Annotated in this window: 23 protein-coding genes; 9 read left to right on the top strand and 14 right to left on the bottom strand. The window is 71.5% G+C overall.

Going from position 1 to position 22,228, the window contains the following annotated elements; genetic code table 11:
• Positions 1–12: 12 nt before the first annotated feature.
• The 5 genes from QFZ74_RS21785 (at position 13) to QFZ74_RS21765 (ending at position 5,345) form a co-directional block, all read left to right on the top strand.
• Positions 13–948: a cellulose-binding protein gene (locus QFZ74_RS21785; RefSeq protein WP_307622486.1), complete on the top strand. Its 936-nt coding sequence runs from the start codon at positions 13–15 to the stop codon at positions 946–948.
• Between the two features lie 83 nt (positions 949–1,031).
• Complete coding sequence (locus QFZ74_RS21780) at positions 1,032–1,985, top strand: ABC transporter ATP-binding protein (protein WP_307622485.1); 954 nt, start codon at positions 1,032–1,034, stop codon at positions 1,983–1,985.
• A gap of 3 nt (positions 1,986–1,988) precedes the next feature.
• On the top strand, positions 1,989–2,759 hold the full coding sequence (locus tag QFZ74_RS21775; protein WP_307622484.1) for an ABC transporter permease: 771 nt from the start codon (positions 1,989–1,991) through the stop codon (positions 2,757–2,759).
• A gap of 505 nt (positions 2,760–3,264) precedes the next feature.
• Positions 3,265–4,470, top strand: a complete 1,206-nt coding sequence (locus QFZ74_RS21770; protein ID WP_307622482.1) for an ABC transporter ATP-binding protein — start codon at positions 3,265–3,267, stop codon at positions 4,468–4,470.
• Positions 4,467–5,345 carry an ABC transporter permease subunit gene (locus tag QFZ74_RS21765; RefSeq protein WP_307622480.1) on the top strand — a complete coding sequence of 293 codons (879 nt, stop codon included), beginning with the start codon at positions 4,467–4,469 and terminating at the stop codon, positions 5,343–5,345. The genes QFZ74_RS21770 and QFZ74_RS21765 overlap by 4 nt, the downstream gene beginning before the upstream one ends.
• Positions 5,346–5,381: 36 nt before the next feature.
• On the opposite strand, the gene QFZ74_RS21760 is transcribed toward QFZ74_RS21765, so the two are convergent.
• Complete coding sequence (locus QFZ74_RS21760) at positions 5,382–5,723, bottom strand: ATP/GTP-binding protein (RefSeq protein ID WP_307622479.1); 342 nt, start codon at positions 5,721–5,723, stop codon at positions 5,382–5,384.
• Between the two features lie 234 nt (positions 5,724–5,957).
• On the opposite strand from QFZ74_RS21760, the gene QFZ74_RS21755 reads away from it, so the two are divergent.
• Positions 5,958–6,986 carry an LLM class flavin-dependent oxidoreductase gene (locus tag QFZ74_RS21755; RefSeq protein ID WP_307622478.1) on the top strand — a complete coding sequence of 343 codons (1,029 nt, stop codon included), beginning with the start codon at positions 5,958–5,960 and terminating at the stop codon, positions 6,984–6,986.
• A gap of 86 nt (positions 6,987–7,072) precedes the next feature.
• Here QFZ74_RS21755 and QFZ74_RS21750 read toward each other — a convergent pair whose 3' ends face one another.
• The gene (locus QFZ74_RS21750; protein ID WP_307622477.1) at positions 7,073–7,465 is read right to left on the bottom strand and encodes an SCO5389 family protein; all 393 of its coding nucleotides are present in this window, start codon (positions 7,463–7,465) and stop codon (positions 7,073–7,075) included.
• A gap of 357 nt (positions 7,466–7,822) precedes the next feature.
• Between QFZ74_RS21750 and nucS the strand changes: the two genes are divergently transcribed.
• The gene (gene nucS / locus QFZ74_RS21745; RefSeq protein WP_307622476.1) at positions 7,823–8,494 is read left to right on the top strand and encodes an endonuclease NucS; all 672 of its coding nucleotides are present in this window, start codon (positions 7,823–7,825) and stop codon (positions 8,492–8,494) included.
• A gap of 100 nt (positions 8,495–8,594) precedes the next feature.
• Here nucS and QFZ74_RS21740 read toward each other — a convergent pair whose 3' ends face one another.
• From QFZ74_RS21740 to QFZ74_RS21730, 3 genes are all read right to left on the bottom strand, one after another.
• Positions 8,595–11,144 carry an ATP-binding protein gene (locus QFZ74_RS21740; RefSeq protein ID WP_307624236.1) on the bottom strand — a complete coding sequence of 850 codons (2,550 nt, stop codon included), beginning with the start codon at positions 11,142–11,144 and terminating at the stop codon, positions 8,595–8,597.
• A gap of 280 nt (positions 11,145–11,424) precedes the next feature.
• Positions 11,425–11,748 carry an STAS domain-containing protein gene (locus tag QFZ74_RS21735; RefSeq protein ID WP_307622475.1) on the bottom strand — a complete coding sequence of 108 codons (324 nt, stop codon included), beginning with the start codon at positions 11,746–11,748 and terminating at the stop codon, positions 11,425–11,427.
• 186 nt (positions 11,749–11,934) lie between these two features.
• Complete coding sequence (locus QFZ74_RS21730) at positions 11,935–12,783, bottom strand: 3-hydroxyacyl-CoA dehydrogenase family protein (protein ID WP_307622474.1); 849 nt, start codon at positions 12,781–12,783, stop codon at positions 11,935–11,937.
• Positions 12,784–13,153: 370 nt separating this feature from the next.
• On the opposite strand from QFZ74_RS21730, the gene QFZ74_RS21725 reads away from it, so the two are divergent.
• A complete protein-coding gene (locus tag QFZ74_RS21725; protein WP_307622473.1) occupies positions 13,154–13,726 on the top strand; it encodes a cob(I)yrinic acid a,c-diamide adenosyltransferase in 573 nt (190 codons plus the stop codon).
• A gap of 22 nt (positions 13,727–13,748) precedes the next feature.
• Here the strand turns inward: QFZ74_RS21725 and QFZ74_RS21720 are convergent, their stop codons facing one another.
• From QFZ74_RS21720 to QFZ74_RS21700, 5 genes are read right to left on the bottom strand one after another with little or no spacing between them, the layout of a single operon-like run.
• Positions 13,749–13,967, bottom strand: a complete 219-nt coding sequence (locus QFZ74_RS21720) for a hypothetical protein (protein WP_307622472.1) — start codon at positions 13,965–13,967, stop codon at positions 13,749–13,751.
• A complete protein-coding gene (locus tag QFZ74_RS21715) occupies positions 13,964–14,368 on the bottom strand; it encodes a hypothetical protein (protein ID WP_307622471.1) in 405 nt (134 codons plus the stop codon). Before QFZ74_RS21715 ends, QFZ74_RS21720 begins: the two co-directional genes overlap by 4 nt.
• A gap of 51 nt (positions 14,369–14,419) precedes the next feature.
• On the bottom strand, positions 14,420–15,883 hold the full coding sequence (locus QFZ74_RS21710) for a sensor histidine kinase KdpD (RefSeq protein ID WP_307622470.1): 1,464 nt from the start codon (positions 15,881–15,883) through the stop codon (positions 14,420–14,422).
• The gene (locus tag QFZ74_RS21705) at positions 15,880–16,074 is read right to left on the bottom strand and encodes a hypothetical protein (protein ID WP_307622469.1); all 195 of its coding nucleotides are present in this window, start codon (positions 16,072–16,074) and stop codon (positions 15,880–15,882) included. Before QFZ74_RS21705 ends, QFZ74_RS21710 begins: the two co-directional genes overlap by 4 nt.
• Positions 16,071–16,775, bottom strand: coding sequence for a response regulator transcription factor (locus QFZ74_RS21700; protein ID WP_307622468.1), 705 nt, complete (start codon positions 16,773–16,775; stop codon positions 16,071–16,073). The genes QFZ74_RS21705 and QFZ74_RS21700 overlap by 4 nt, the downstream gene beginning before the upstream one ends.
• Before the next feature lie 133 nt (positions 16,776–16,908).
• Here QFZ74_RS21700 and QFZ74_RS21695 point away from each other — a divergent pair, with 133 nt between their 5' ends.
• Entirely contained in the window at positions 16,909–18,630 is a 1,722-nt protein-coding gene (locus tag QFZ74_RS21695) for a glycosyl hydrolase family 18 protein (RefSeq protein ID WP_307622467.1), read from the top strand.
• A 100-nt stretch (positions 18,631–18,730) separates the two neighbouring features.
• Here the strand turns inward: QFZ74_RS21695 and QFZ74_RS21690 are convergent, their stop codons facing one another.
• The 4 genes from QFZ74_RS21690 to QFZ74_RS21675 all read right to left on the bottom strand — a co-directional run bounded on the left by QFZ74_RS21690 (position 18,731) and on the right by QFZ74_RS21675 (position 22,216).
• Positions 18,731–19,177: a DUF2550 domain-containing protein gene (locus QFZ74_RS21690; RefSeq protein ID WP_307622466.1), complete on the bottom strand. Its 447-nt coding sequence runs from the start codon at positions 19,175–19,177 to the stop codon at positions 18,731–18,733.
• Positions 19,178–19,334: 157 nt separating this feature from the next.
• The gene (locus QFZ74_RS21685) at positions 19,335–19,709 is read right to left on the bottom strand and encodes a F0F1 ATP synthase subunit epsilon (RefSeq protein WP_307622465.1); all 375 of its coding nucleotides are present in this window, start codon (positions 19,707–19,709) and stop codon (positions 19,335–19,337) included.
• 111 nt (positions 19,710–19,820) lie between these two features.
• Entirely contained in the window at positions 19,821–21,305 is a 1,485-nt protein-coding gene (gene atpD / locus QFZ74_RS21680; protein WP_307622464.1) for a F0F1 ATP synthase subunit beta, read from the bottom strand.
• Positions 21,305–22,216: a F0F1 ATP synthase subunit gamma gene (locus tag QFZ74_RS21675; RefSeq protein WP_307622463.1), complete on the bottom strand. Its 912-nt coding sequence runs from the start codon at positions 22,214–22,216 to the stop codon at positions 21,305–21,307. The genes atpD and QFZ74_RS21675 overlap by 1 nt, the downstream gene beginning before the upstream one ends.
• Positions 22,217–22,228: the final 12 nt, after the last annotated feature.

Below are 22,228 nucleotides of genomic sequence, written 5' to 3'. Positions count from 1 at the left end.
GACAGGAACCCCATGAGCGACACTTCCCCCTACGGCTTCGAGCTTGTGCGGCGTGGATACGACCGCGCTCAGGTGGACGAACGGATCTCGAAGCTCGTCTCCGACCGTGACAGCGCTCTCGCCCGCATCACCGCTCTGGAAAAGCGCATCGAGGAACTCCACCTCGAGACCCAGAACGCCCAGACCGCCGTCACCGACGCCGAGCCGTCGTACGCGGGTCTCGGCGCCCGTGTCGAGAAGATCCTCCGTCTCGCCGAGGAGGAGGCCAAGGACCTGCGCGAGGAGGCCCGGCGCGCGTCCGAACAGCACCGTGAGCTCGCCGAGTCGGCGGCCCAGCAGGTACGCAACGACGCGGAGTCCTTCGCCGCGGACCGCAAGGCCAAGGCCGAGGACGAGGGCGTCCGGATCGTCGAGAAGGCCAAGGGCGAAGCGTCCCAGCTGCGTTCCGACGCGCAGAAGGACGCGCAGTCCAAGCGCGAGGAGGCGGACGCCCTCTTCGAGGAGACCCGCGCCAAGGCCGCGCAGGCCGCCGCGGACTTCGAGACGAACCTGGCCAAGCGCCGCGAGCAATCCGAGCGCGACCTGGCCTCGCGTCAGCAGAAGGCCGAGAAGCGCCTCGCCGAGATCGAGCACCGCGCCGAGCAGCTCCGTCTGGAGGCGGAGAAGCTGCGCACCGACGCCGAGCGCCGTGCCCGCCAGACGGTGGAGACGGCCCAGCGCCAGGCCGAGGACATCGTGGCCGACGCGAACGCCAAGGCCGACCGCATCCGTTCGGAATCCGAGCGCGAGCTCGCGGCTCTCACCAACCGCCGCGACTCCATCAACGCCCAGCTGACGAACGTCCGCGAGATGCTGGCCACGCTCACGGGTGCCGCGGTGGCCGCCGCCGGCGCGCCCGCCGAGGACGAGCCGATCTCCCGGGGCGTCCCGGCGCAGCAGTCCCGGTAACACCCCGGCGTACGCCGAGCACCACGGCGAGGCCCCCTGCCGCTCCGGTGGCAGGGGGCCTTGCCGCGTCTTAGCGTGGCCGCATGATCGAGCTCGACGGGCTGACCAAGCGGTACGGCGAGAAGACCGCGGTGGACGACCTCAGCTTCCGCGTGGAGCCGGGGGTCGTCACGGGTTTTCTCGGTCCCAACGGGGCCGGGAAGTCCACCACCATGCGCATGGTCCTCGGCCTCGACCGCCCCACCGCCGGCGACGTGCGGATCGACGGCCGCCACTACGACCAGCTGAAGGACCCCCTCACATACATCGGGGCGCTCCTGGACGCCAAGGCCGTGCACGGCGGGCGGAGCGCCTTCAACCATCTGCTGTGCCTCGCGCAGAGCAACGGCATCCCCGAGCGCCGGGTGCACGAGGTGCTGGACACCGTCGGACTCACGGCGGTGGCGCGGAAGAAGGCCAAGGGGTTCTCGTACGGCATGGGGCAGCGGCTCGGCATCGCGGCCGCGCTGCTCGGCGACCCGCGGATCCTGATGTTCGACGAGCCGGTCAACGGGCTCGACCCCGAGGGCATCCACTGGATCCGGAACCTGATGAAGTCGCTGGCCGCGCAGGGGCGGACGGTGTTCGTGTCGAGCCACCTCATGAACGAGATGGCCGTCACCGCCGACCACCTCGTCGTCATCGGCCAGGGCAAGCTGCTCGCCGACACCTCCATGGCCGATTTCATCCGGGAGAACTCGCGCTCGTACGTCCGGATGCGCTCCCCGCAGCCCGAGCGGCTGCTGGACGTGCTCCAGGAGGACGGCATCGCGGTCACGCGGCCCGGCGACGGGACGCTGGAGGTCGAGGGCGGCAAGGCGGAGCGGATCGGGGAGCTCGCCGCCCGGGGCGGTGTCGTGCTGTACGAGCTCAGTCCCCAGCAGGCTTCACTGGAGGAGGCGTTCATGCGGCTGACGGCTCAGTCGGTGGAGTACCACGCGCACACCGACCCCCCTTCCGCCCCACGGGGCTGGGGCGCCGACGGGAAGGGAGCCTGAGCCATGGCGGCTGTCCAGGTGCTCCGGTCCGAGTGGACGAAGATCCGGTCCGTGGCGTCCACGTTGTGGACGCTGTCCCTCGCTGTGGTCGTCACCATCGCGCTCGGGATGCTGATCTCGGCCCTGTCGCGCAGTCAGTTCGACCAGATGCCACCCGATCGGCGGCTCTCCTTCGACCCCACCTTCGTCAGCTTCGCGGGGATGACCCTCGGGCAGCTCGCGATGATCGTGTTCGGGGTGCTGGTCGTGTCCAACGAGTACAGCACCGGCATGATCCGCACCTCGCTGTCCGCGGTCCCGCGGCGCGGGACCTTCCTGTTCAGCAAGCTCGCGGTGGCGGGCGGACTCGCCCTCGTCGTCGGCATGGCGACCGGTTTCGCCGCGTTCTTCCTCGGGCAGGCGATGCTCGGGACCCACCGGACCCAGCTCGGCGACCCCGGGGTGCTCCGGGCGGTCATCGGCGCCGGGCTCTACATGACGCTCATCGCGCTGTTCTCGATGGGAGTCGCCGCGATGCTGCGCTCGCCGATGCTGTCGCTCGGCATCCTGATGCCGTTCTTCTTCCTGATCTCCAACATCCTCGGGAACGTCGACGCGACGAAGAAGGTCGGCCAGTTCCTGCCCGACCAGGCCGGGAGCCGCATCATGCAGGTGGTCCCCCGGGTCGGCGACGACACCCCGTACGGCCCCTGGGGCGGACTGGGGATCATGGGGCTGTGGGTGATCGCGGCGATCGCGGGTGGATATCTGCTCCTGCGGAAGCGGGACGCATAGTGGGCGGTGCCCCGGCCCGCGCCTCGCGCGCTGAAGGGCCGGGCGCCCTCCATGGGAATGAGGCAGGGACAGTGTCCCGATATCCTCCTAACCGTTCCTTTGGACTGTCCAGGCACAAACCCGATCAGCCGCACGCTCCGAACGGTCTTGAGCGCACTGGTCCCCGGCGTACTCAGCCCAGGGTGGTGTCACGCATCGTGTGCATGGTCCGGTCCCAGGAGGCCGGCTCCCTTCGACCTGGCCGCATAGGTTCGGCATAAGTGACGGGGAGGCCCTGCTCCATCGCTCTGGTGAAGTGGGGGCCCCGCACACTGGCACCGTCTCCTGTGCGCCAGATCGCACACGCAGCTAACCCGGCTGGCCCAGGGCGTTGCAAGCCCACGAGCCGCTCATCACACGATCGAGCTAAAAGGATCTCTTGCACCGCCATGGCCGAACAGTTGTCTACTCTACGCTTACGGGGGCGTGGGCCCCGCCGTCCTGAACCTTGCGATGGGTGCGGAGCATGATCGAGGCTGTCGGCCTTACCAAGCAGTACGGCGACAAGACCGCCGTGCAGAATCTTTCCTTCCACGTACGGCCGGGCGCAGTCACCGGCTTCCTCGGCCCCAACGGCTCGGGCAAGTCGACGACCATGCGGATGATCCTCGGTCTGGACAACCCCACGTCCGGCACGGTGACGATCGGCGGCTATCCCTACCGCAGGCTGCCGAACGCCCCGCGCCAGGTCGGCGCGCTGCTCGACGCCAAGGCCGTGCACGGCGGCCGCAGCGCCCGCAGCCATCTGCTGTCCCTGGCCCAGCTGTCGGGCATCCCGGCCCGGCGCGTGGACGAGGTGCTCGGCGTCGTCGGCCTCCAGGACGTGGCCCGCAAGCGCTCCAAGGGCTTCTCGCTCGGCATGGGACAGCGCCTCGGCATCGCCGCGGCCCTCCTCGGCGACCCCCGGGTGCTGCTGTTCGACGAGCCGGTCAACGGTCTCGACCCCGAGGGCATCCTCTGGGTGCGGAACCTGATGAAGGCGCTCGCGGCCGAGGGCCGGACCGTGTTCGTGTCGAGCCACCTGATGAGCGAGATGGCGCTGACCGCGGACCACCTCATCGTCATCGGGCGCGGGCAGCTGCTCGCCGACATGAGCGTCAGGGACTTCATCGCGGCCAACTCCGCCGGCTTCGCGCGCGTGCGCACCCCGGACACCGAGCCGCAGCAGCGCGAGAAGCTGAGCGCCGCGCTGACCGAGGCGGGCGGCCATGTGATGCCGGAGCAGGACGGGGCGCTGCGCGTCACCGGGCTGCCGCTCCCCCGCATCTCCGACCTGGCGCACGAGGCGGACGTACGCCTGTGGGAGCTGTCGCCGCACCAGGCGTCGCTGGAGGAGGCGTACATGCGGATGACGCAGGGCGCCGTGGACTACCGCTCGACCATCGACCAGAAGGCTGCCCTCCAGCAGCCGGTGCCGCCCGGCGCCCAGCCTCCGATGCCGGTGCCGGGCCAGGGCCAGCCGGGCTGGTACGCCCCGCCGCCGCCCCACCCGGGCGCGCCCGCCCCCTCGCCGTACGGCACTCCGTCCGCTCCCGGCACCGGGCAGCCGAACCCGTACGCCCACCCGGCCCCGCACGCCGCCCCGCCGGCCGCCGAGCAGGCACCGCCGCCCGCCGCGCCCGCCCCGGCACCCGCACCCTCCGACCTGACCAAGCCCGAGGACGTCCGATGAGCACCCACCAGCCCCCGATGCCGCAGGCCGCTCCCGCCGCCGCCCCCTGGCAGGCGGCGCCCGGCGGTGCGCACCCCGGCTATACCTCGCCGATCCCGGTGGTGCGCACGCACCTCGGGCACGCGCTCGCCTCCGAGTGGACGAAGATCAGGTCGGTGCGCTCGACGGTGTGGACGCTCGGGGTCTTCGTCGTGCTGGTGCTCGGCGTCGGGCTGGCCGCCGGCGCGCTGATCGCGAGCACCTCCTCCGACCTGTCCACCGAGAACGCGCTCGGCTTCGGCTTCTTCGGACTGCTCCTCGGCAGCATGCCGATCATCACGCTCGGCGTGCTGACCACGGCCTCCGAGTACGGCACCGGCATGATCCGCACGACGATGACCGCCTGCCCCTCGCGGGTGCGCGTGCTCACGGCGAAGGCGATCGTGTTCTTCCTGGTCGCCTTCGTGGTCACGCTGGTGTCCACCACCCTCGTGGCCCTCGCCCAGGTGTCCATGCTGGAGAGCCACGGCGCCCCGGCCCCGTCCGGCGGGGACTGGATGAAGGCCACGGTCGGCATCAGCCTCTACATCGCGCTGCTCGGACTGCTGTCACTGCTCGTCGGCTCGATCATCCGGCACTCGGCCGGCGCCATCACCATCATGATCGGCCTGCTGCTCGCGCCGCTGGTGCTCGCCCTGTTCATGTTCGCGTCGTCGCTGGAGAAGCTGCGCGCGGCCCTGCTGGAGTACTCGATCCCGAACCAGTTGAGCGTCTTCTACTCCAACTCCCTCAGCCAGTCCGGCCCGTCGGGGTGGGAGCCGCTGTGGATCATCGTGGGCGTGACGGCGGCCGTGTTCGCGGCGGCCTGCGCACTGCTCCAGCGCCGGGACGTCTGAGCCCGGCCGGATCCGGCCTGATCCGAACGAAAGAGCCTAGAATCTCGGCCCGTTACGGGACCGCCACACCCGCGTGGTGCGGCGGTCCTTCGCGTTCCAGCACGCCTTGTGCCAGTGCCGGCGGTCGTCGACGCCCGCGAACTCGGGCCAGGCCACCACGTGCGGGACGCCGGAGGGGATCACCTGGTCGCAGCCGGGGCAGCGGTACGTCTTGCCCTCCGCGCTCGCCCCGGCCACATGCCGGACGTTCCAGTCCTCGCCCTGCCAGCTCTCCATGGACTGCCAGCCCCCGTAGCGGCCGGCGCGGTCGCCCTCGGCGCTCCGGCCGGCGGAGGCCGCCCCTTTCGGGCCCTTGGATCGGTTGCGACGCGGGGACACGGGACACCTCACAGGGGCGGTACGGGGAGCAGGGGCCGTCTCCAGCGTACGCGGCGGCCGTCTGGGTACGCGTAGGGCGTCAATCCTGGCCGATCCCCACAAGTCCCCCTCCGGAGCACCGTATTCCGCAGACAATCCGGAAATCTCTTCGCCAGGCCGTGACCTCGTCACGTGTCGGCCGGTTATGCCGGGTGGGGGAGCTCCGTGTCGGAGCCGAGAGAGCAGGAATCGCACATGCACGTCGGAAGTTTTGTGCTGGCGGCCCAGTTCCCGGGTCAGGGTCAGGGGGAGACCCTGCACCGGGCGGTCCGCTCCGCGGAGGTGGCCGAGGAGGCCGGACTGGACACGGTCTGGCTGGCCGAGCACCACTTCGTGCCGTACGGCACCTGTCCGTCCGCGATCACCCTGGCCGCGCTGCTGCTGGGCCGTACCCGCCGCATCCGGGTCGGCACGGCGGTCAGCGTGCTGCCCACCGTCCACCCCGTCGCCCTCGGCGAACAGGCCGCGCTGCTGCATGTGACGAGCGGCGGGCGCTTCACGCTGGGCGTGGGGCGCGGCGGGCCCTGGGTGGACCTGGAGGTGTTCGGCTCCGGACTCGCGGCGTACGAGCGCGGGTTCCCGGAATCACTCGATCTGCTGATGCGCTGGCTGCGCGAACCGGCGGTCGGCGCCTCGGGCGAGCGCTTCACGTTCCGTGAAGTCCCCGTCGTACCAAGGCCGTCGGAGGCGCTCACGGAGACGCCGGGCCCGGAGGTCGTGGTGGCCTGCACCTCGCCGGCGAGCGTACGGCTGGCCGCCGAGCGCGGGCTGCCGATGCTGCTCGGGATGCACATCGGCGACGAGGAGAAGGCCGAAATGGTCGCCCGCTGGCGGGAGTTCGCGCGCGCCGCCGGACGGCCGGCCGCGGAGATCGCGGGCGCGGCGCATGTCTCGGCGGGCGTCTGCCAGATCGCGGACCGGCGCACGGACGCGGTGGAGACCCTGCTGAAGGCCATGCCGGGCTGGCTGCGGCAAGGGCTCGAGGCCCATGTCACGGTCGACGGCCGGGCGCGCGCGATGCGCGACCCGGTCGCCTACACCGAACTGCTCTGCGGGCTGCACCCGGTGGGCACGCCGCGGCTGTGCGCCGACCGGCTCGCGGCGACCTCGGAGCGGACCGGCATCACCCGCTTCGCCCTCCTCGTGGAGGGCTCGGGCGACCTCGCGGCGACGGAGGAGAACGTACGGCGCCTGGGCGCCGAGGTGCTCCCCCATCTCCGCTGAGCGAGCCGTCCGCCGTGCGGTGAGCCTGCCGCCCCGTACCGAATGCACCTCCCGCGGTGGAGCGGCAAGCGAACGGCTCAGCGCCGTCAGCAGTCGCGGAACTCCGGCGACTGGTTCAGCACCTGGCTGCGTACCGAGGTGAAGCGGGACAGCTTCTCGTCGACCGCGACGTCGAGCGGGAACACCGCCACCCGGTGGCAGTTCTGGAAGGCCAGCCGTACACCGAAGTGCCGCTGGAGAGCCCCGCGTATCGCGTCGCTGGCGAGCGCGCGCAGCAGCTGACCCCGTGCCTGCTCGTCCGGCGGAGGCGTCTGGTTGTCGGCGAAGTCTCCGCCGTCCACCTTCAGCTGGGCCACCAGGGAGCTGATCATCTCCCATGCGTAGGGCAGGGAGGTCCGGACGCAGTCGACGAAGGCGGCTTCGTCGACCTCGCCTCGCTCGGCCTGTTCGAGTAGGGCCGGTGAGACGTCGAGCGACATGGGTTCTCCTCTCGCACCCCCGGACTGCGGGGGTTGCCGGACACGGAAAGGAAGTTCACGGCACCGACTATCGAACACGCTGCGTACACACGCCGCGACCTCCCGTTTACTACGGTAGGCAACGGCAGGTGGCGGCACCAGGAGAATGCGCACATGCGCCGATCCCGAGGGGCACACAATCGGCCAAGGATGAACACCGGATACCCAGAGAAACGGGACGGACCGGAGAGACCCGGTCGGAACCGGTGACGGGAGAGCCCCGGCGAGGCGGGCGTGACGTGTCCGACAGGGCGGCGGGGGTCGCGGCGGGGCAGGCGAATCGCGTCGAGCGCCGGGTGTCGAGTAGCGTTGCCGACCATGCGTCTCGTCATCGCCCGGTGCTCCGTCGACTACGCCGGCCGGCTCACCGCCCACCTCCCCTCGGCTCCCCGCCTGATCCTGGTCAAGGCGGACGGCAGCGTCTCCATCCATGCCGACGACCGGGCCTACAAGCCCCTGAACTGGATGTCGCCGCCCTGCACGCTCAAGGAAGGCGGCGGCGAGGACGCGGGCGTGTGGACCGTCATCAACAAGGCGGGCGAGAAGCTCATCATCACGATGGAGGAGGTCCTGCACGACTCCTCGCACGAGCTCGGCGTGGACCCCGGCCTGATCAAGGACGGCGTGGAGGCGCACCTCCAGGAGCTGCTCGCCGACCGCATCGAGACGCTCGGCGAGGGCTACACGCTGATCCGCCGCGAGTACATGACCGCCATCGGCCCCGTCGACATCCTGTGCCGGGACGCCGAGGGCCGGACCGTCGCCGTGGAGATCAAGCGGCGCGGTGAGATCGACGGCGTGGAACAGCTCACGCGCTACCTCGACCTGCTCAACCGCGATCCGCATCTCGCCCCGGTCCGCGGCATCTTCGCCGCGCAGGAGATCAAGCCCCAGGCCCGCGTCCTCGCGACCGACCGGAACATCGGCTGCCAGGTGCTGGACTACGACGCGCTCCGCGGCATCGAGGACGACAAGCTGCGCCTGTTCTGAGGCAAAGGCGACAGCGTTGTGAGGCACGGCGGCAGCGCCGTGTACGACGACGAGGGCCGGGTTCCGAAAGCGGAACCCGGCCCTTCGTGCGTGCGTGCCGTCAGATGACCAGCCCGGAGCCGCCTCGCGGAGCGCTTCCCGAGCTGCTCGCGGAGGCACTGGAGGCGGGACCGCTCGCGGTGTCGGTGGTCGACGGGGTCGACGACTCCGTCGGGCTCTGGGACGGCGTACCGGACGGGGTGCCCGGCGGAGTGTCCGAAGGAGGCTGCGGGCTCGTCTTGGTCGGCGTCGGGGACTTGCTGCTCGGCGCCTTGCTGCTCGGCTTCGGCGACGACGGCTTGCTCGACGTGCCGGGCTCGCTCGGCTTCTTCGTCCCGCTCGGCTCGTCCGAGGGCCGGGCCGTGCTCGCCGACGGCGTCGGGTCATCCGCCGTGCCGAAGGTGCCGTCGGGGCCCGGGTCGGTCGGCCGGCTGGTGGCGGTGCCGGTGTCGCCCTTGCCGTCCTTCCCCGGGGTGCCCGCGCCCGTGCCGCCGTCGTCGAAGCCCTGCGTCGCGGACGGGTTGACGTTCACGTGGTCGGACGGGTCGTCGGCGCTGTCGTGGGAGCTCATGCCGAGCGTCACGACCGTGCCGAGCACGGCGACGAGCAGTGCGCCGGCGCCGCCGGCCACCACGTTGCGCCGGACCACCCGCCGCAGCCCGCGCTGCTTCGCCGTGGAGTGCGGCGTCGCGGCCGGGGACGCGGCGGGCACGGAGGCCCGCTGGGTCACCGCGGTGTCGGTCACGGACTGCCGCAGCGTCGGGAAGGGCGCGAGGGAACCGGACCGGGCCGGGGCCTGCTCCCCCGGTCGTACGGCGGCCAACTCCTCGGTGACGGCGGCCGCGGCCGCGATGGACACGTCGCCGGTGCGGTCGGCGACCAGGGCGAGGGCGCGGCGGCCGGTGACGGTGCCGTGCTTGTCGGCGAGCGCGCCGCGCAGGCCGATCGCGGCCTCCAGCTCGGCGCGGGCCCGCTCGTACTGTCCGCCGCAGAGCGCGAGGATGCCCAACTCGTGGTGGAAGTAGGCCTGTTCGGTCACGTCACCGGCCGGGCGGGCGGCCTCGACGCCGAAGCGCAGCACCCGCTCCCAGGCACCCCAGTGCAGCCCCGCGGCGAAGGCGGGCGCGGCGCTGCGGGCGAGGCTCAGGGTGGCGTTCGGGGTGCCGTTCTCCCCGTCCTCGTCGGCGGCGGCCTCGTCCGGTCCGAGCGGGACCAGGACGGCCAGCGTGGCGAGCACGGCGTCGGCCTCGGCGCACACGCGCTCGGGGGTGACGGAGGCGTGTCCGGCCCACCAGGTGTAGTGCCGGGCGGCGGTCCGCGCGCGGGCCTCGACGTCGTCGCCGTATCCGGCGGCCCGCAGCTGGTCGGCGACGCCGGCCGCGAGCCGGTAGCGGGCGCCGACCGGCGAGACCAGTCCGCAGGCGGTGAGTTCGCCGAGCGCGGCGTCGGCGTGGGTGTCGCCGACCAGTGCGGGCAGGTGCGCCTGGTGCGGCATCTCGCCGTCGAGGGCGACGGCGAAGCGCAGCGCCTCGCGGGCGGAGGGGCTCAGCCGGGCGGCGAGCAGCGGCGCGGGGCCCGCGGCCTCGCCGAGGGAGGGCAGGGGTATGTGTCCGCCGTCCTCGGCGTCGTACGGGGCTGCGGGCGCCTCGCCCTGGACGTCCTGGGCATCCTGGAAGACGCCGAACTCGTCCACGGCGCGCGCCTCGGCGTCGCGGTGGTCGCGCTGCCTGAGCAGGGCACCGGCCTGGACGAACCTGAGGGGCAGCCCCTCCGACTCGAACCAGAGGTCCCCGGCCCAGTTGGACTCCTCCTCGGTGAGGGCGCGGCCCGCGGCCCGCTCCAGGAGCTCCACGCTCGCCGCGCGCTTGAGGCCGTCGAGGGCGACCAGTTCGACGCCGGAGTCAGCGGTCGGCTCGGGCACGTCGGGGGTGGCGGCGAACAGGAAGGCGCACTCGGGGGTGGCGTCGAGCAGTTCGTCGAGCGCGGCGCCGCCGAAGGCGAGGTCGTCGACGACCACGACGGCGGCGATCTCCCGGACCAGGGCGAGCAGTTCGTCCTGTTCGGGCCGGTGGCCGGGCGCCATGTAGACGGCGTGGAACAGGTCGTGGAAGAGCTCGCCGACCGTGCGGTCGAAGCCGCTGAGGCGGACCACTCCGTCGGGGGCGAGGTCGAAGCAGTCGTCGGCGACGAGGTCGAGCAGCGAGGTGCGGCCGGATCCCGCGGCGCCGGTGAGGCGTATGGAGCGGCCGCGGGCGAGCAGGCGTACCAGGCGCTCGCGCTCGTCCTGGCGCTCCAGCAGCGGCAGTTCGGGCCGGGCGGGGCCGGCCGGCGTGGGCGGACGGTCCGCGTGGGCGGCCTCGGCGCGCTCGGCCGCGGTGAGCTTCACGGGCCGCGCCGGCCGGTCGGCCGGCGGGCAGGCCTCGATCTCGCTGCCGTCGACGGGATTGACGGTCAGCAGGAAGTCGCCCGAGACGACCCGCGCCGTGCGGACGCGGGCGGGCGCGCTGTGACCGAAGTCCTGGGTGAGGGAGTCCCTCGGCGGGCGCTGGCGCGGCGCGTGGCCCTCGCCGTCCTGGCCGTACTCCTCGGGTCCCCGGTTGATCGGGTCCATAGGTCTCAAGCCCCCAAAAGCGTCATGTGCCCGTGTCCGGCCCCTCCCGGCCTGCCGCACATAGCGCTGTCGCTTCCGGTCCGGGCCCGCTCCAGGGTGTCGAGGCGCGGGCGACCGAACCTTAAACCTTCGCACAGCGTCCGCGACAGTCGGGGGTGCCGCGCCGCCCGAGACGTCACGGTCTCGCGAGGATTGCGCAGGGCGCGCGGCGCGGTGTGCGGCCCGATTCCCCCGTCGCACGCGTCCCGTCCGCGGCGCGGCCGGGGCGCGGCCGGGGCCTTCAGACCCGGGGCAGGGACTCCACCCCGATGCCTCCCTCGATGGCCAGGATCCGGTGCAGCCGGGTCGCCACCAGCAGGCGCTGCATCTGCGGCGGTACGCGGCGCAGCACCAGGCGGCGGCCGCAGCGGCCGGCCCGTCGGTGGACCCCCATGATCACCCCGAGTCCGGTGGCGTCCCAGGAGTCGAGTTCGGACAGGTCGAGCACGAGATCGCCGACTCCGTCGTCGACGGCCGAGTGCAGGACCGTACGGGCGTCCGCCGCGCTGCGGACGTCGAGGCGGCCCCCGACGACCAGCTCGGCGTGGTCGCCCCTGATGTGCATAATGCGCTCCCCGTGAGTTGCGGCGTCGGACCCCGTGTCGTACCCCGAGTACTCCGTGACGGTGCTGTGTCTGACTGCATCAGCGGCGCCGAAGTTGCCGTCCGTGAGCGAACCGATACCGAATTCACCCCGGGGTGTGACACACCCGGGGCTTGTACGGTGACGGCGGCGGTACGCACGCGAGGTTCAGTACGTGTAGAAGCCCTGCCCGCTCTTGCGGCCGATGTCACCGGCGTCAACCATCCGGCGCATCAGCTCCGGCGGCGCGAACTTCTCGTCCTGCGACTCGGTGTAGATGTTGCCGGTGGCGTGCAGCAGGATGTCGACGCCGGTGAGGTCGGCCGTGGCGAGCGGGCCCATGGCGTGGCCGAAGCCCAGCTTGCAGGCGAGGTCGATGTCCTCGGCGGTGGCGACGCCCGACTCGTAGAGCTTGGTCGCCTCGACGACGAGCGCCGAGATGAGCCGGGTGGTCACGAAGCCGGCCACGTCGCGGTTGACGACGATGCAGGTCTTGCCGACGGACTCGGCGAACTCCCGTGCGGTGGCGAGGGTTTCGTCGCTGGTCTTGTAGCCGCGGACGAGCTCGACGAGCTGCATCATCGGCACCGGCGAGAAGAAGTGCACGCCGACGACCCGCTCGGGGCGCTCGGTGGCCGCCGCGATCTTGGTGATCGGGATGGCGGAGGTGTTGGAGGCGAGCACGGCGTCCTCGCGCACGAGCTTGTCGAGCGCGCGGAAGATCTCGTGCTTGACCTCCAGCTTCTCGAAGACCGCCTCGACGACGATGTCGGCGTCGGCCGCGGCGTCCAGATCGGTGGTGGCGGTGATCCGGGCGAGGGCGGCCTCGGCGTCCTCGACCGTCATCTTCCCCTTGCCGACGAACTTGTCGTACGAGGCCTTGATGCCGTCGGTGCCGCGTCGCAGGGCTTCGTCGGTGACGTCGCGCAGAACGACGTCCCAGCCCGCCTGCGCGGAGACCTGAGCGATACCGGACCCCATGAGACCGGCCCCGATGACGGCGAGCTTCCCTGCCACTCCGACTCCCCTACACGCTGTTCACGTATCCCTTGTTCGGCGGACCCTAGCGCCAAGAAGGCGCTGTGTGACGGGTTAGTAACGCGCGTCACGTCCCATCCGACGGACATCACACCGGCGGGGCCCATTCCGCCCGCGGCATCGGACAGTTGAGCGGCTAGGGGGTGCCTCGTCGGTCAGGCCGGATCAGGGAGCGGCGTCTGGTGCCGTGCATCGCAAGGCGGAGGAGGGCGTCGATGCGTGGGGGTCCCCCCTGCTCGAGCGAAGCCGAGAGCTTGGGGGAATCGGCAACCGACGACAACGCGGCGAGGCGCGGTGCCAGACGCCGCGAGCCCGGCCTGACCGACGAGGCACCCCCTAGGCTGACCGTATGGTCAATCTGACGCGCATCTACACCAGGACCGGCGACAAGGGCACGACGGCGCTCGGCGACATGAGCCGGGTGGCCAAGACCGATCCGCGGATCTCGGCCTACGCGGACACCAACGAGGCGAACGCGGCGATCGGCACGGCCCTCGCGCTCGGCGCGCTGGACGAGGAGGTCGTCCAGGTCCTCACCCGGGTCCAGAACGACCTGTTCGACGTGGGTGCGGACCTGTCGACTCCGGTGGTGGAGAAGCCGGAGTTCCCGCCGCTGCGGGTCGAGCAGTTCTACATCGACCGGCTGGAGGCGGACTGCGACCGCTTCAACGAACGTCTGGAGAAGCTGCGCTCCTTCATCCTCCCCGGCGGCACCCCGGGCGCGGCCCTGCTCCACCAGGCCTGCACGGTCGTCCGCCGCGCGGAGCGCTCCACCTGGGCGGCGCTGGAGGTCCACGGCGAGGTGATGAACCCGCTCACCGCGACCTACCTCAACCGGCTGTCGGACCTGCTGTTCATCCTGGCCCGTACGGCCAACAAGGACGTGGGAGACGTGCTGTGGGTGCCGGGCGGGGAGCGCTGAGCCCGCTTCCCCGCACCGGTCCTCAGCGGTCGCCGTCGTCGGTGGCGTCCTTCTCCGCCCGCCCGACGGCCGACTCGGCGTCCGCGACCTTCTGCCGCATCTCCTCGTAGCCGGAGGGGGTGGCCGAGGAGGTCGCGGAGGGCGTGGCCGCCGGGGCGCGGTCCCCGTCGCAGCCGGCGGTCAGGACCGCGGCCGCGAGGACGAGGAGCGCCGCGGCGGCCGCCCTGGGTGGGCGCGTCAACGCGCGTCCTTGCCGCCGTCGTTGTCCTCGCACCAGGTCCGGACGTCCGCCAGGTCGTCCTTGCGCTGCTTCAGCGTCGGCACGAGGGACTTGCGGAACTCCAGGCGGTGCTCCAGGAACGTGGCGACCTCGTCGTGGCCGGCCTTCCTGGCGTTCTCGACGCGCCGCTGAAGCCGCTCGACGGAGCCGCGCCGGGCGGGGCCCGCGTCGAGCCGCTTCAGGGCCCGGTCGATGCGGCGGTCGATCTTCGGTACGCGCTTGCACAGCGCCTTGGCGCCGTCGCCGGCCGGCTTCGGCGCGGCGGAGGGCCCGTCGGCCGCGGCCGCTCCCGCGGCACCCGCGAGCAGGGCGGCCGCGGCCAGCCCGACGAGCAGGGTGCGCGGCCGTCGTCGCATGGTCATCTGCGTCTCCTTTTCCCGGACGGCCCTGACGTCCGTCCGACCCGACGCAGGTTAGGGACGGTCCTTGGGGAAATTCTGTGACCGGTTTGCCCCGGCCGTCCCGCTCAGCCAGTCCCGCCGTGCGGGGAGTTCACCGCCCGCCGACGGCAGCCGCACCTCGAAGCGGGCGCCGATGCCGTCCGCCCCCTGCGTCACGGTGACGCTCCCCCGGTGCAGCGCGGCCTGCTGGGCGACCAGGGTCAGGCCGAGCCCGGAGCCCGTGCTGTGCGGGCCCCGGTGGAAGCGCTCGAAGACCTTCTCGCGCGCCTCGGGCGGGACGCCGGGTCCGCGGTCGTCCACCGTGATCACCGCCTGGCCGTCCGCGTCGTGGACGGCGACGGTCACCTCCGCCCCGCCGTGCGCGTCCTGGCCGTGGGCGAGGGCGTTGCCGACCAGGTTGTCGCACAGCAGCCGCAGGCCGGGCTCCCAGCCGTGGACGGCGAGGGACGGGGGTGCGCTCAGGGTGATCCGGGCGTCCGGGGCGCGGCGGCGCGCCTCGGCCACCGCGGCGTCGGCGACCTCGGTGAGGTTCACGGTCTGGAACGCCTCGGCCTCCACGAGGTCGCCGCGCCCGAGTTCGCGCAGCATCACGAGCAGGCCGAGCAGCCGGGCGTGCTCGTGGCGCAGGTCGGCGAGCACCTCGGCGCGGTCCTCGCCGGGGAGGCCCGGGTGCTCGGCGAGGATGTCGAGGTTGGTGCCCATGCTCATCAGCGGGGTGCGCAATTCGTGCGCCGCCGCCGACGAGAAGGAGCGGGCGGTGTTCAGGGCGCCGGCGGCGCGGGCGGCCTGTTCGTCGTAGCGCGCGAGGACCATGCTCACCGTGGCGGCGAGTTCGTCGACCTCCGTGACCCCGGTCGGCTCGTGGCGGGGCCGTGCGGCGCTGGTGCGCGGGTCGAGGCCCGCGGTACGGCGGGTGAGGCGGCGCAGCGGGCGGGTGGCGCCGGTGGCGAGGCCCCAGGCGAGCAGCCCGGACAGGGGCGCGGCGAGCAGCGCGGTGAGGACCATGCGCCGCCGTACGAGCAGGAGTTGGGTGCGGTCGGCGGTGTCGGGCGCGAAGACCCACAGGGTGCCCGAGGCGCGGGGGGTACGGACCGTGCGGGACAGCGCGCGCCAGCCGCGGCGGCCCTCGCGTACGGTGACCGGTCCTCTGGCGTCGTCGGGCAGTGTCACCGAGGCGTCGGGCTGTGGGCCGCCGCTGAAGACGGTGTCCGGTCCGACGACGCGTATCCCGACGTCGAGCGCCGCGCTGTACAGGCGCCGCTCCCGGCTGTCGACGGCCCGGGGCCGCCCGCCCGCCGAGGCGCGCAGCAGGGCCCGGGCGTCGACGGCGGCGGCCGCGGCCCGCCGGCGCAGATGGTCGTCCTCGGCCCGGTGCAGGTCCCGGCCGACCAGCGTGAGCAGCAGCCACCCGGAGGCCAGCACGAGCACGGGCACGGCGCAGCCCACCGCGAGGCCGATACGCGTTGAGAGTCTCACGCCTGCTCCCTGAGGACGAAGCCGGTGTGCACGCCCCGGACGGTGACCGCCCAGGTCGCGCGCGCGGGCAACCCCACCGAGGCGCCCGGCCGCGAGCCGCCGCCGAAGGCCGCACCAGGACCTACCACGCGCACGCCGACACCGAACCCCGCGCCGCACAGGCGCCGCTCCCTGGCAGTGGACAGTCTCACGCCTGCTCCCTGAGGACGAAGCCCACTCCGCGCACGGTGTGTACCAGCCGCCGCTCCCCGCCCGCCTCCAGCTTGCGCCGCAGGTAGCTGACGAAGGTGTCGACGGCGTCGGTGCGCACGTCGACGTCGTAGCCCCAGACCCGTTCCAGGAGTTGGTCGCGGGTGAGGACGAGTCCGGCGTTGCGGGCGAGGATTTCCAGGAGTTCGAACTCGCGCCGGGTCAACTCCAGGGCACGGCCGTCGCGTTGGGCGGTGCGCGCGGCGGGGTCGATGACCAGTCCGGCGACCGTCAGCACCTCGTGTCCGGCCGGCGGGCGGCGGCGCAGCAGGGCGCGCAGCCGCAGCACGAGTTCCTGGAGTGCGAACGGCTTGACCAGGTAGTCGTCGCCGCCCGCCTGGAGCCCGGCGATCCGGTCGGCGGTCTCGTCGAGCGCGGAGAGCATGAGCACCGGCAGGTCCCACCCCTCCTCGCGGAGTCGGCCGCACACCTCGATGCCGGTCATGCCGGGCATCGAGACGTCCAGGACGAGCACGTCCGGCGGCGTCTCCCGCACGGCCGTCAGCGCGTCCGGGCCGCTTCCGGCCGTGCGGACGGTGAACCCGCTGAGTCTGAGCCCGCGTTCGAGGGAGCGACGGATGGCCGCGTCGTCGTCCACGACGAGCACCACACCACCCTGCCCCGCCTGCCCCGCCTCCGTCATGCACCCTCCTCAACTCCTTGCTGGTCCAGACCTATTGACCGCTGGTCCAGACCTTTCTATTCTCGCGGCACTGTGGGTGTGCAGGCTCCGTCGATGCCCCCTACCCCCACCTCACCCCCCGAGGAGGCGCAGCATGCGCTTCGGAAACAGAGTCGCAGTCTCTCTCGCGGCCTTATTACTCCCCCTCGCCGGTCTGGTCGGCCTGGCCGGCCCCGCCCAGGCGGCAGGCTCCGCGACCGCCACGTACACCAAGTCCCAGGACTGGGGCACCGGTTTCGAGGGCAAGTGGACCGTCAAGAACACCGGCAGCACCACGATCAGCTCCTGGACCGTCGAGTGGGACTTCCCCTCCGGTACGTCCGTCACCTCGGCCTGGGACGCCGACGTCACCTCCGCCGGCACCCACTGGACCGCCCGCAACAAGTCGTACAACGGCAGCCTCGCCCCCGGGGTCTCCGTCTCCTTCGGCTTCAACGGCGCGGGCTCCGGCTCCCCGTCCCACTGCCTGCTGAACGGCGACAGCTGCGACGGTACGACCGTCCCGGGCGACGCCGCCCCGTCCGCTCCGGGCACACCGAGCGCCTCCGACGTCACCGACACCTCGGTGCGACTGTCCTGGAGCGCCGCGACGGACGACAAGGGCGTCAAGGACTACGACGTCCTGCGCGACGGCGCGAAGGTCGCCACCGTCACGACGACCTCGTACACCGACACCGGTCTGACCGCCGGCACGGACTACTCCTACACGGTCCGGGCCCGCGACACCGCCGGCCAGACCGGCCCGGCCGGCGGCGCGGTGGCCGTGCACACCACCGGCGGCGGCACCACTCCCCCGGCCGGCGGCGCCAAGGTCAAGCTCGGCTACTTCACCGAGTGGGGCATCTACGGCCGCAACTACAACGTCAAGAACCTGGTGACGTCCGGCTCCGCCGCGAAGATCACGCACATCAACTACGCCTTCGGCAACGTCACCGGCGGCCGGTGCGCGATAGGCGACTCCTACGCCGACTACGACAAGGCGTTCACCGCCGACCAGTCGGTGAGCGGCGTGGCCGACACCTGGGACCAGCCCCTGCGCGGCAACTTCCCGGCGGCGTTCGCGCAGTCCTGCTACGACCTGGTGAAGGACCCGCGCTGGGCCGACGTCTTCGACGGCATCGACATCGACTGGGAGTACCCGGGCGCCTGCGGCCTGTCCTGCGACTCCAGCGGCGCGGCGGCGCTGAAGAACGTCCTGTCCGCCCTGCGCGCCAAGTTCGGCTCCGCCGCCCTGGTCACCGCGGCCACCACCGCCGACGCCTCCTCCGGCGGCAAGATCGACGCCGCCGACTACGCGGGCGCGGCCGAGTACGTCAACTGGTACAACGTGATGACGTACGACTTCTTCGGCGCCTTCAACGCCCAGGGCCCCACGGCCCCCCACTCCCCGCTCACCTCGTACTCCGGCATCCCCACGCAGGGCTTCACCACGGCCGACGCGATCGCCAGGTACAAGGCCAAGGGGGTTCCCGCGAGCAAGCTGCTCATCGGCATCGGCTTCTACGGCCGCGGCTGGACCGGCGTCACCCAGGACGCCCCGGGCGGCACGGCCACGGGCGCCGCGCAGGGCACGTACGAGCAGGGCATCGAGGACTACAAGGTGCTCAGGAACTCCTGCCCATCCACCGGCACCATCGCGGGCACGGCGTACGCCCACTGCGGCGGCAACTGGTGGTCGTACGACACTCCGGCGACGATCGGCACCAAGATGGCCTGGGCCAGGCAACAGGGCCTCGGCGGCGCCTTCTTCTGGGAGTTCAGCGGCGACACCGCGGGCGGCGAGCTGGTGAGCGCCGTCAACAGCGGGCTGTCGTAAGGCAGTTGTCCGTAAGAACTCAGCGATGCCAGTAAGAACTCACGCGACGTTGACGCTCCCCCAGACTCCGTCCGGGACCCCCACCAACGAGTGAACGCGGCTACGCCACATTCACTCGTTGTCCGGGCGGGGCTGCCTCCAGCCACGCGAGGAATCCGGTCAGCGCGTCCTCGCTCATGGCGAGTTCGAGACGCGTGCCCCGGTGGACACAGACGAGGATGACGGCGTCGGAGAGCAGAGCCAGCTCCTCCTCACCCTCGGGCACACGCCGGCCGGCCACCTCGATCGCCGAGCGTTCCAGGACGCGGCGCGGGCGCAGGGCGTAGGAGAAGACGCGGTACCACTCGATGCGGTCGCTGTTGTAGCGGGCGACGCCGTAGCTCCAGCCCTTGCCGCTGAGGTCCGGTTTCTCGGGCACGTCCCAGCGCAGGCTGCAGTCGAAGGTGCCGCCGGAGCGCTGGATGAGCCGGCGCCGGAGGCCGAACAGGAACAGTCCCACCAGCACGAGCGCGACCACGATCCCACACACAGTCAGAGCGAGGATCATCGGCACCGACCTCCTCGTCTCCCAGTAGTGGAACCAGGTAGTAGAACCAGGTAATGGAACGTAAAAAACACCCACATCCGCCTCAGCCGCGGCTGGGACCGGAGACTATCCGGTCCCAGCCGCGGCTGAGAGACGTCATCGCGTCGAGCGAGCTGGGTCAGCTTGCCGCCGCAGCCCGCAGTCGGACGTCCGCACGACGCTCGGCGGCGGCGTCGCCCTCCGCCTTCGCGCGCTCGAGCTCGCGCTCAGCGCTCTGGACATCGATCTCGTCCGACAGCTCGGCGACCTCGGCCAGCAGGGCCAGCTTGTTGTCCGCGAACGAGATGAAACCGCCGTGCACCGCGGCGACGACCGTTCCACCATCACTCGTACGGATGGTCACCGGGCCCGACTCCAGCACACCGAGCAGCGGCTGGTGACCGGGCATGACGCCGATGTCGCCGGACGTGGTGCGCGCGACGACCAGGGTGGCCTCGCCGGCCCAGACCTGGCGGTCGGCGGCGACCAGCTCGACGTGCAGCTCAGCAGCCAAGAGTGGCTCCTCGGGTCACCACCCGGCGGTTGTGCCGGGTGTTGGGGTCAATTCTAGTAGGTGTGGACGAGGGGGCGGGACGCACCCGCCCCCTCGTCAAGAGCACGGGGCTCAGCCGACCTCGGCGGCCAGCTTCTGCTCGCTCTTCTTCAGGTCCTCGAGCTCGACGCCCAGTTCCTTGGCGTTCTTCTTCAGGTCCTCGATACCGCCGCACATGAAGAAGGCCTGCTCGGGGAAGTGGTCGAAGTCGCCGTCGCAGATCATGTTGAACGCGCGGATCGTCTCCTCCAGCGGCACGTCCGAGCCGTCCACACCGGTGAACTGCTTGGCGACGTGCGTGTTCTGGGACAGGAAGCGCTCCACACGACGCGCGCGGTGGACGACGAGCTTGTCCTCCTCGCTGAGCTCGTCGATACCGAGGATCGCGATGATGTCCTGGAGGTCCTTGTACTTCTGCAGGATGTTCTTGACCCGCATGGCGGTGTCGTAGTGCTCCTGCGAGATGTACCGCGGGTCCAGGATCCGGGACGTGGAGTCCAGCGGGTCCACGGCCGGGTAGATGCCCTTCTCCGAGATCGGACGGGAGAGAACCGTCGTCGCGTCGAGGTGGGCGAAGGTGGTGGCCGGGGCCGGGTCGGTCAGGTCGTCCGCGGGGACGTAGATCGCCTGCATCGAGGTGATCGAGTGACCACGGGTCGAGGTGATGCGCTCCTGGAGGAGACCCATCTCGTCGGCCAGGTTCGGCTGGTAGCCCACCGCGGAGGGCATACGGCCGAGCAGGGTCGACACCTCGGAACCGGCCTGCGTGAAGCGGAAGATGTTGTCCACGAAGAACAGCACGTCCTGCTTCTGGACGTCACGGAAGTACTCGGCCATGGTGAGGCCGGCCAGCGCGACGCGCAGACGCGTGCCCGGGGGCTCGTCCATCTGGCCGAAGACCAGGGCGGTCTTGTCGATGACGCCCGAGTCGGTCATCTCCTCGATGAGGTCGTTGCCCTCACGGGTGCGCTCACCGACACCGGCGAACACGGAGACACCGTCGTGGTTGTTGGCGACACGGTAGATCATCTCCTGGATGAGCACCGTCTTGCCGACGCCGGCGCCGCCGAACAGGCCGATCTTGCCGCCCTTGACGTACGGGGTGAGCAGGTCGATGACCTTGATGCCGGTCTCGAACATCTCGGTCTTCGACTCGAGCTCGTCGAAGTTCGGAGCCTTGCGGTGGATGGACCAGCGCTCGCCCTCGTGCTTCTCCTCGGAGTTCAGCACCTCACCGAGGGTGTTGAACACCTTGCCCTTGGTGAAGTCGCCGACCGGGACGGTGATGGCTTCGCCGGTGTCGATGACCGGGGTCTGGCGGACCAGACCGTCGGTCGGCTGCATGGCGACGGTGCGCACCATGCCGTCGCCCAGGTGCTGGGCGACCTCGAGGGTCAGCGTCTTCTTCGCGCCCGCGGCGGCCGGGTCGGCCACCTCGACGTGCAGCGCGTTGTACATCTCCGGAATCGCGTCGACGGGGAACTCCACGTCGACGACCGGGCCGATGACCCGGGCGACGCGGCCCGGGGCCGTGGCGGTCTCAACAGTGGTGGTCATTAGCGGTCACTCCCCGCGGTCGCGTCGGCCAGGGCGCTGGCACCGCCGACGATCTCGCTGATTTCCTGGGTGATTTCGGCCTGGCGGGCCGCGTTGGCAAGACGGGTGAGGTTGTCGATCAAATCGCCCGCGTTGTCGGTGGCCGACTTCATCGCGCGCCGCGTGGCGGCGTGCTTCGAAGCGGCCGACTGGAGAAGCGCGTTGTAGATACGGCTCTCCACGTAGCGCGGCAGCAGAGCATCGAGGACATCCTCCGCCGAGGGCTCGAAGTCGTAGAGGGGAAGGATCTCGCCCTCGTGCTTCTCGCCGACCTCGTCGATGTTCAGCGGCAGCAGACGCTCGGTCTTCGCGACCTGCGTCATCATCGACACGAACTCGGTGTAGACGATGAACAGTTCGTCCACACCGCCGTCCGCGTCGTCCTTCTCGATGGCCTCGAGCAGCGGCGCCGCGACGTTCTTGGCGTCCTGGTACGTGGGCTGGTCGGTGAAACCGGTCCACGACCCCGCGATCTCGCGCTCACGGAAGTTGTAGTGCGCGATACCGCGACGGCCGACGATGAACGTCTCGACGTCCTTGCCCTCGCGCTGCAGGCGCTCGGTCAGCTGCTCCGCCGCCTTGATGGCGTTGGCGTTGAAGGCGCCGGCCAGACCGCGGTCGCTCGAGAGGAGCAGGACCGCGGCACGGGTCGGGTTTTTCGCCTCCGTGGTGAGCGGGTGGTCGACGTTCGACCCCGTGGCGACCGCCTTGACCGCGCGGGTGAGCTCGGTCTCGTACGGCTTGGAGGCCGCCACCTTGCGCTGCGCCTTGACGACGCGCGAGGCGGCGATCATCTCCATCGCCTTGGTGATCTTCTTGGTCGCGGTGACGGATCGGATGCGACGCTTGTAGACCCGGAGCTGGGCTCCCATGAGTCAGGTCCC

This window comes from Streptomyces sp. V3I7 (assembly GCF_030817495.1).
Taxonomy (GTDB): domain Bacteria; phylum Actinomycetota; class Actinomycetes; order Streptomycetales; family Streptomycetaceae; genus Streptomyces.
This window is presented reverse-complemented; position numbering and strand designations above follow the sequence as displayed.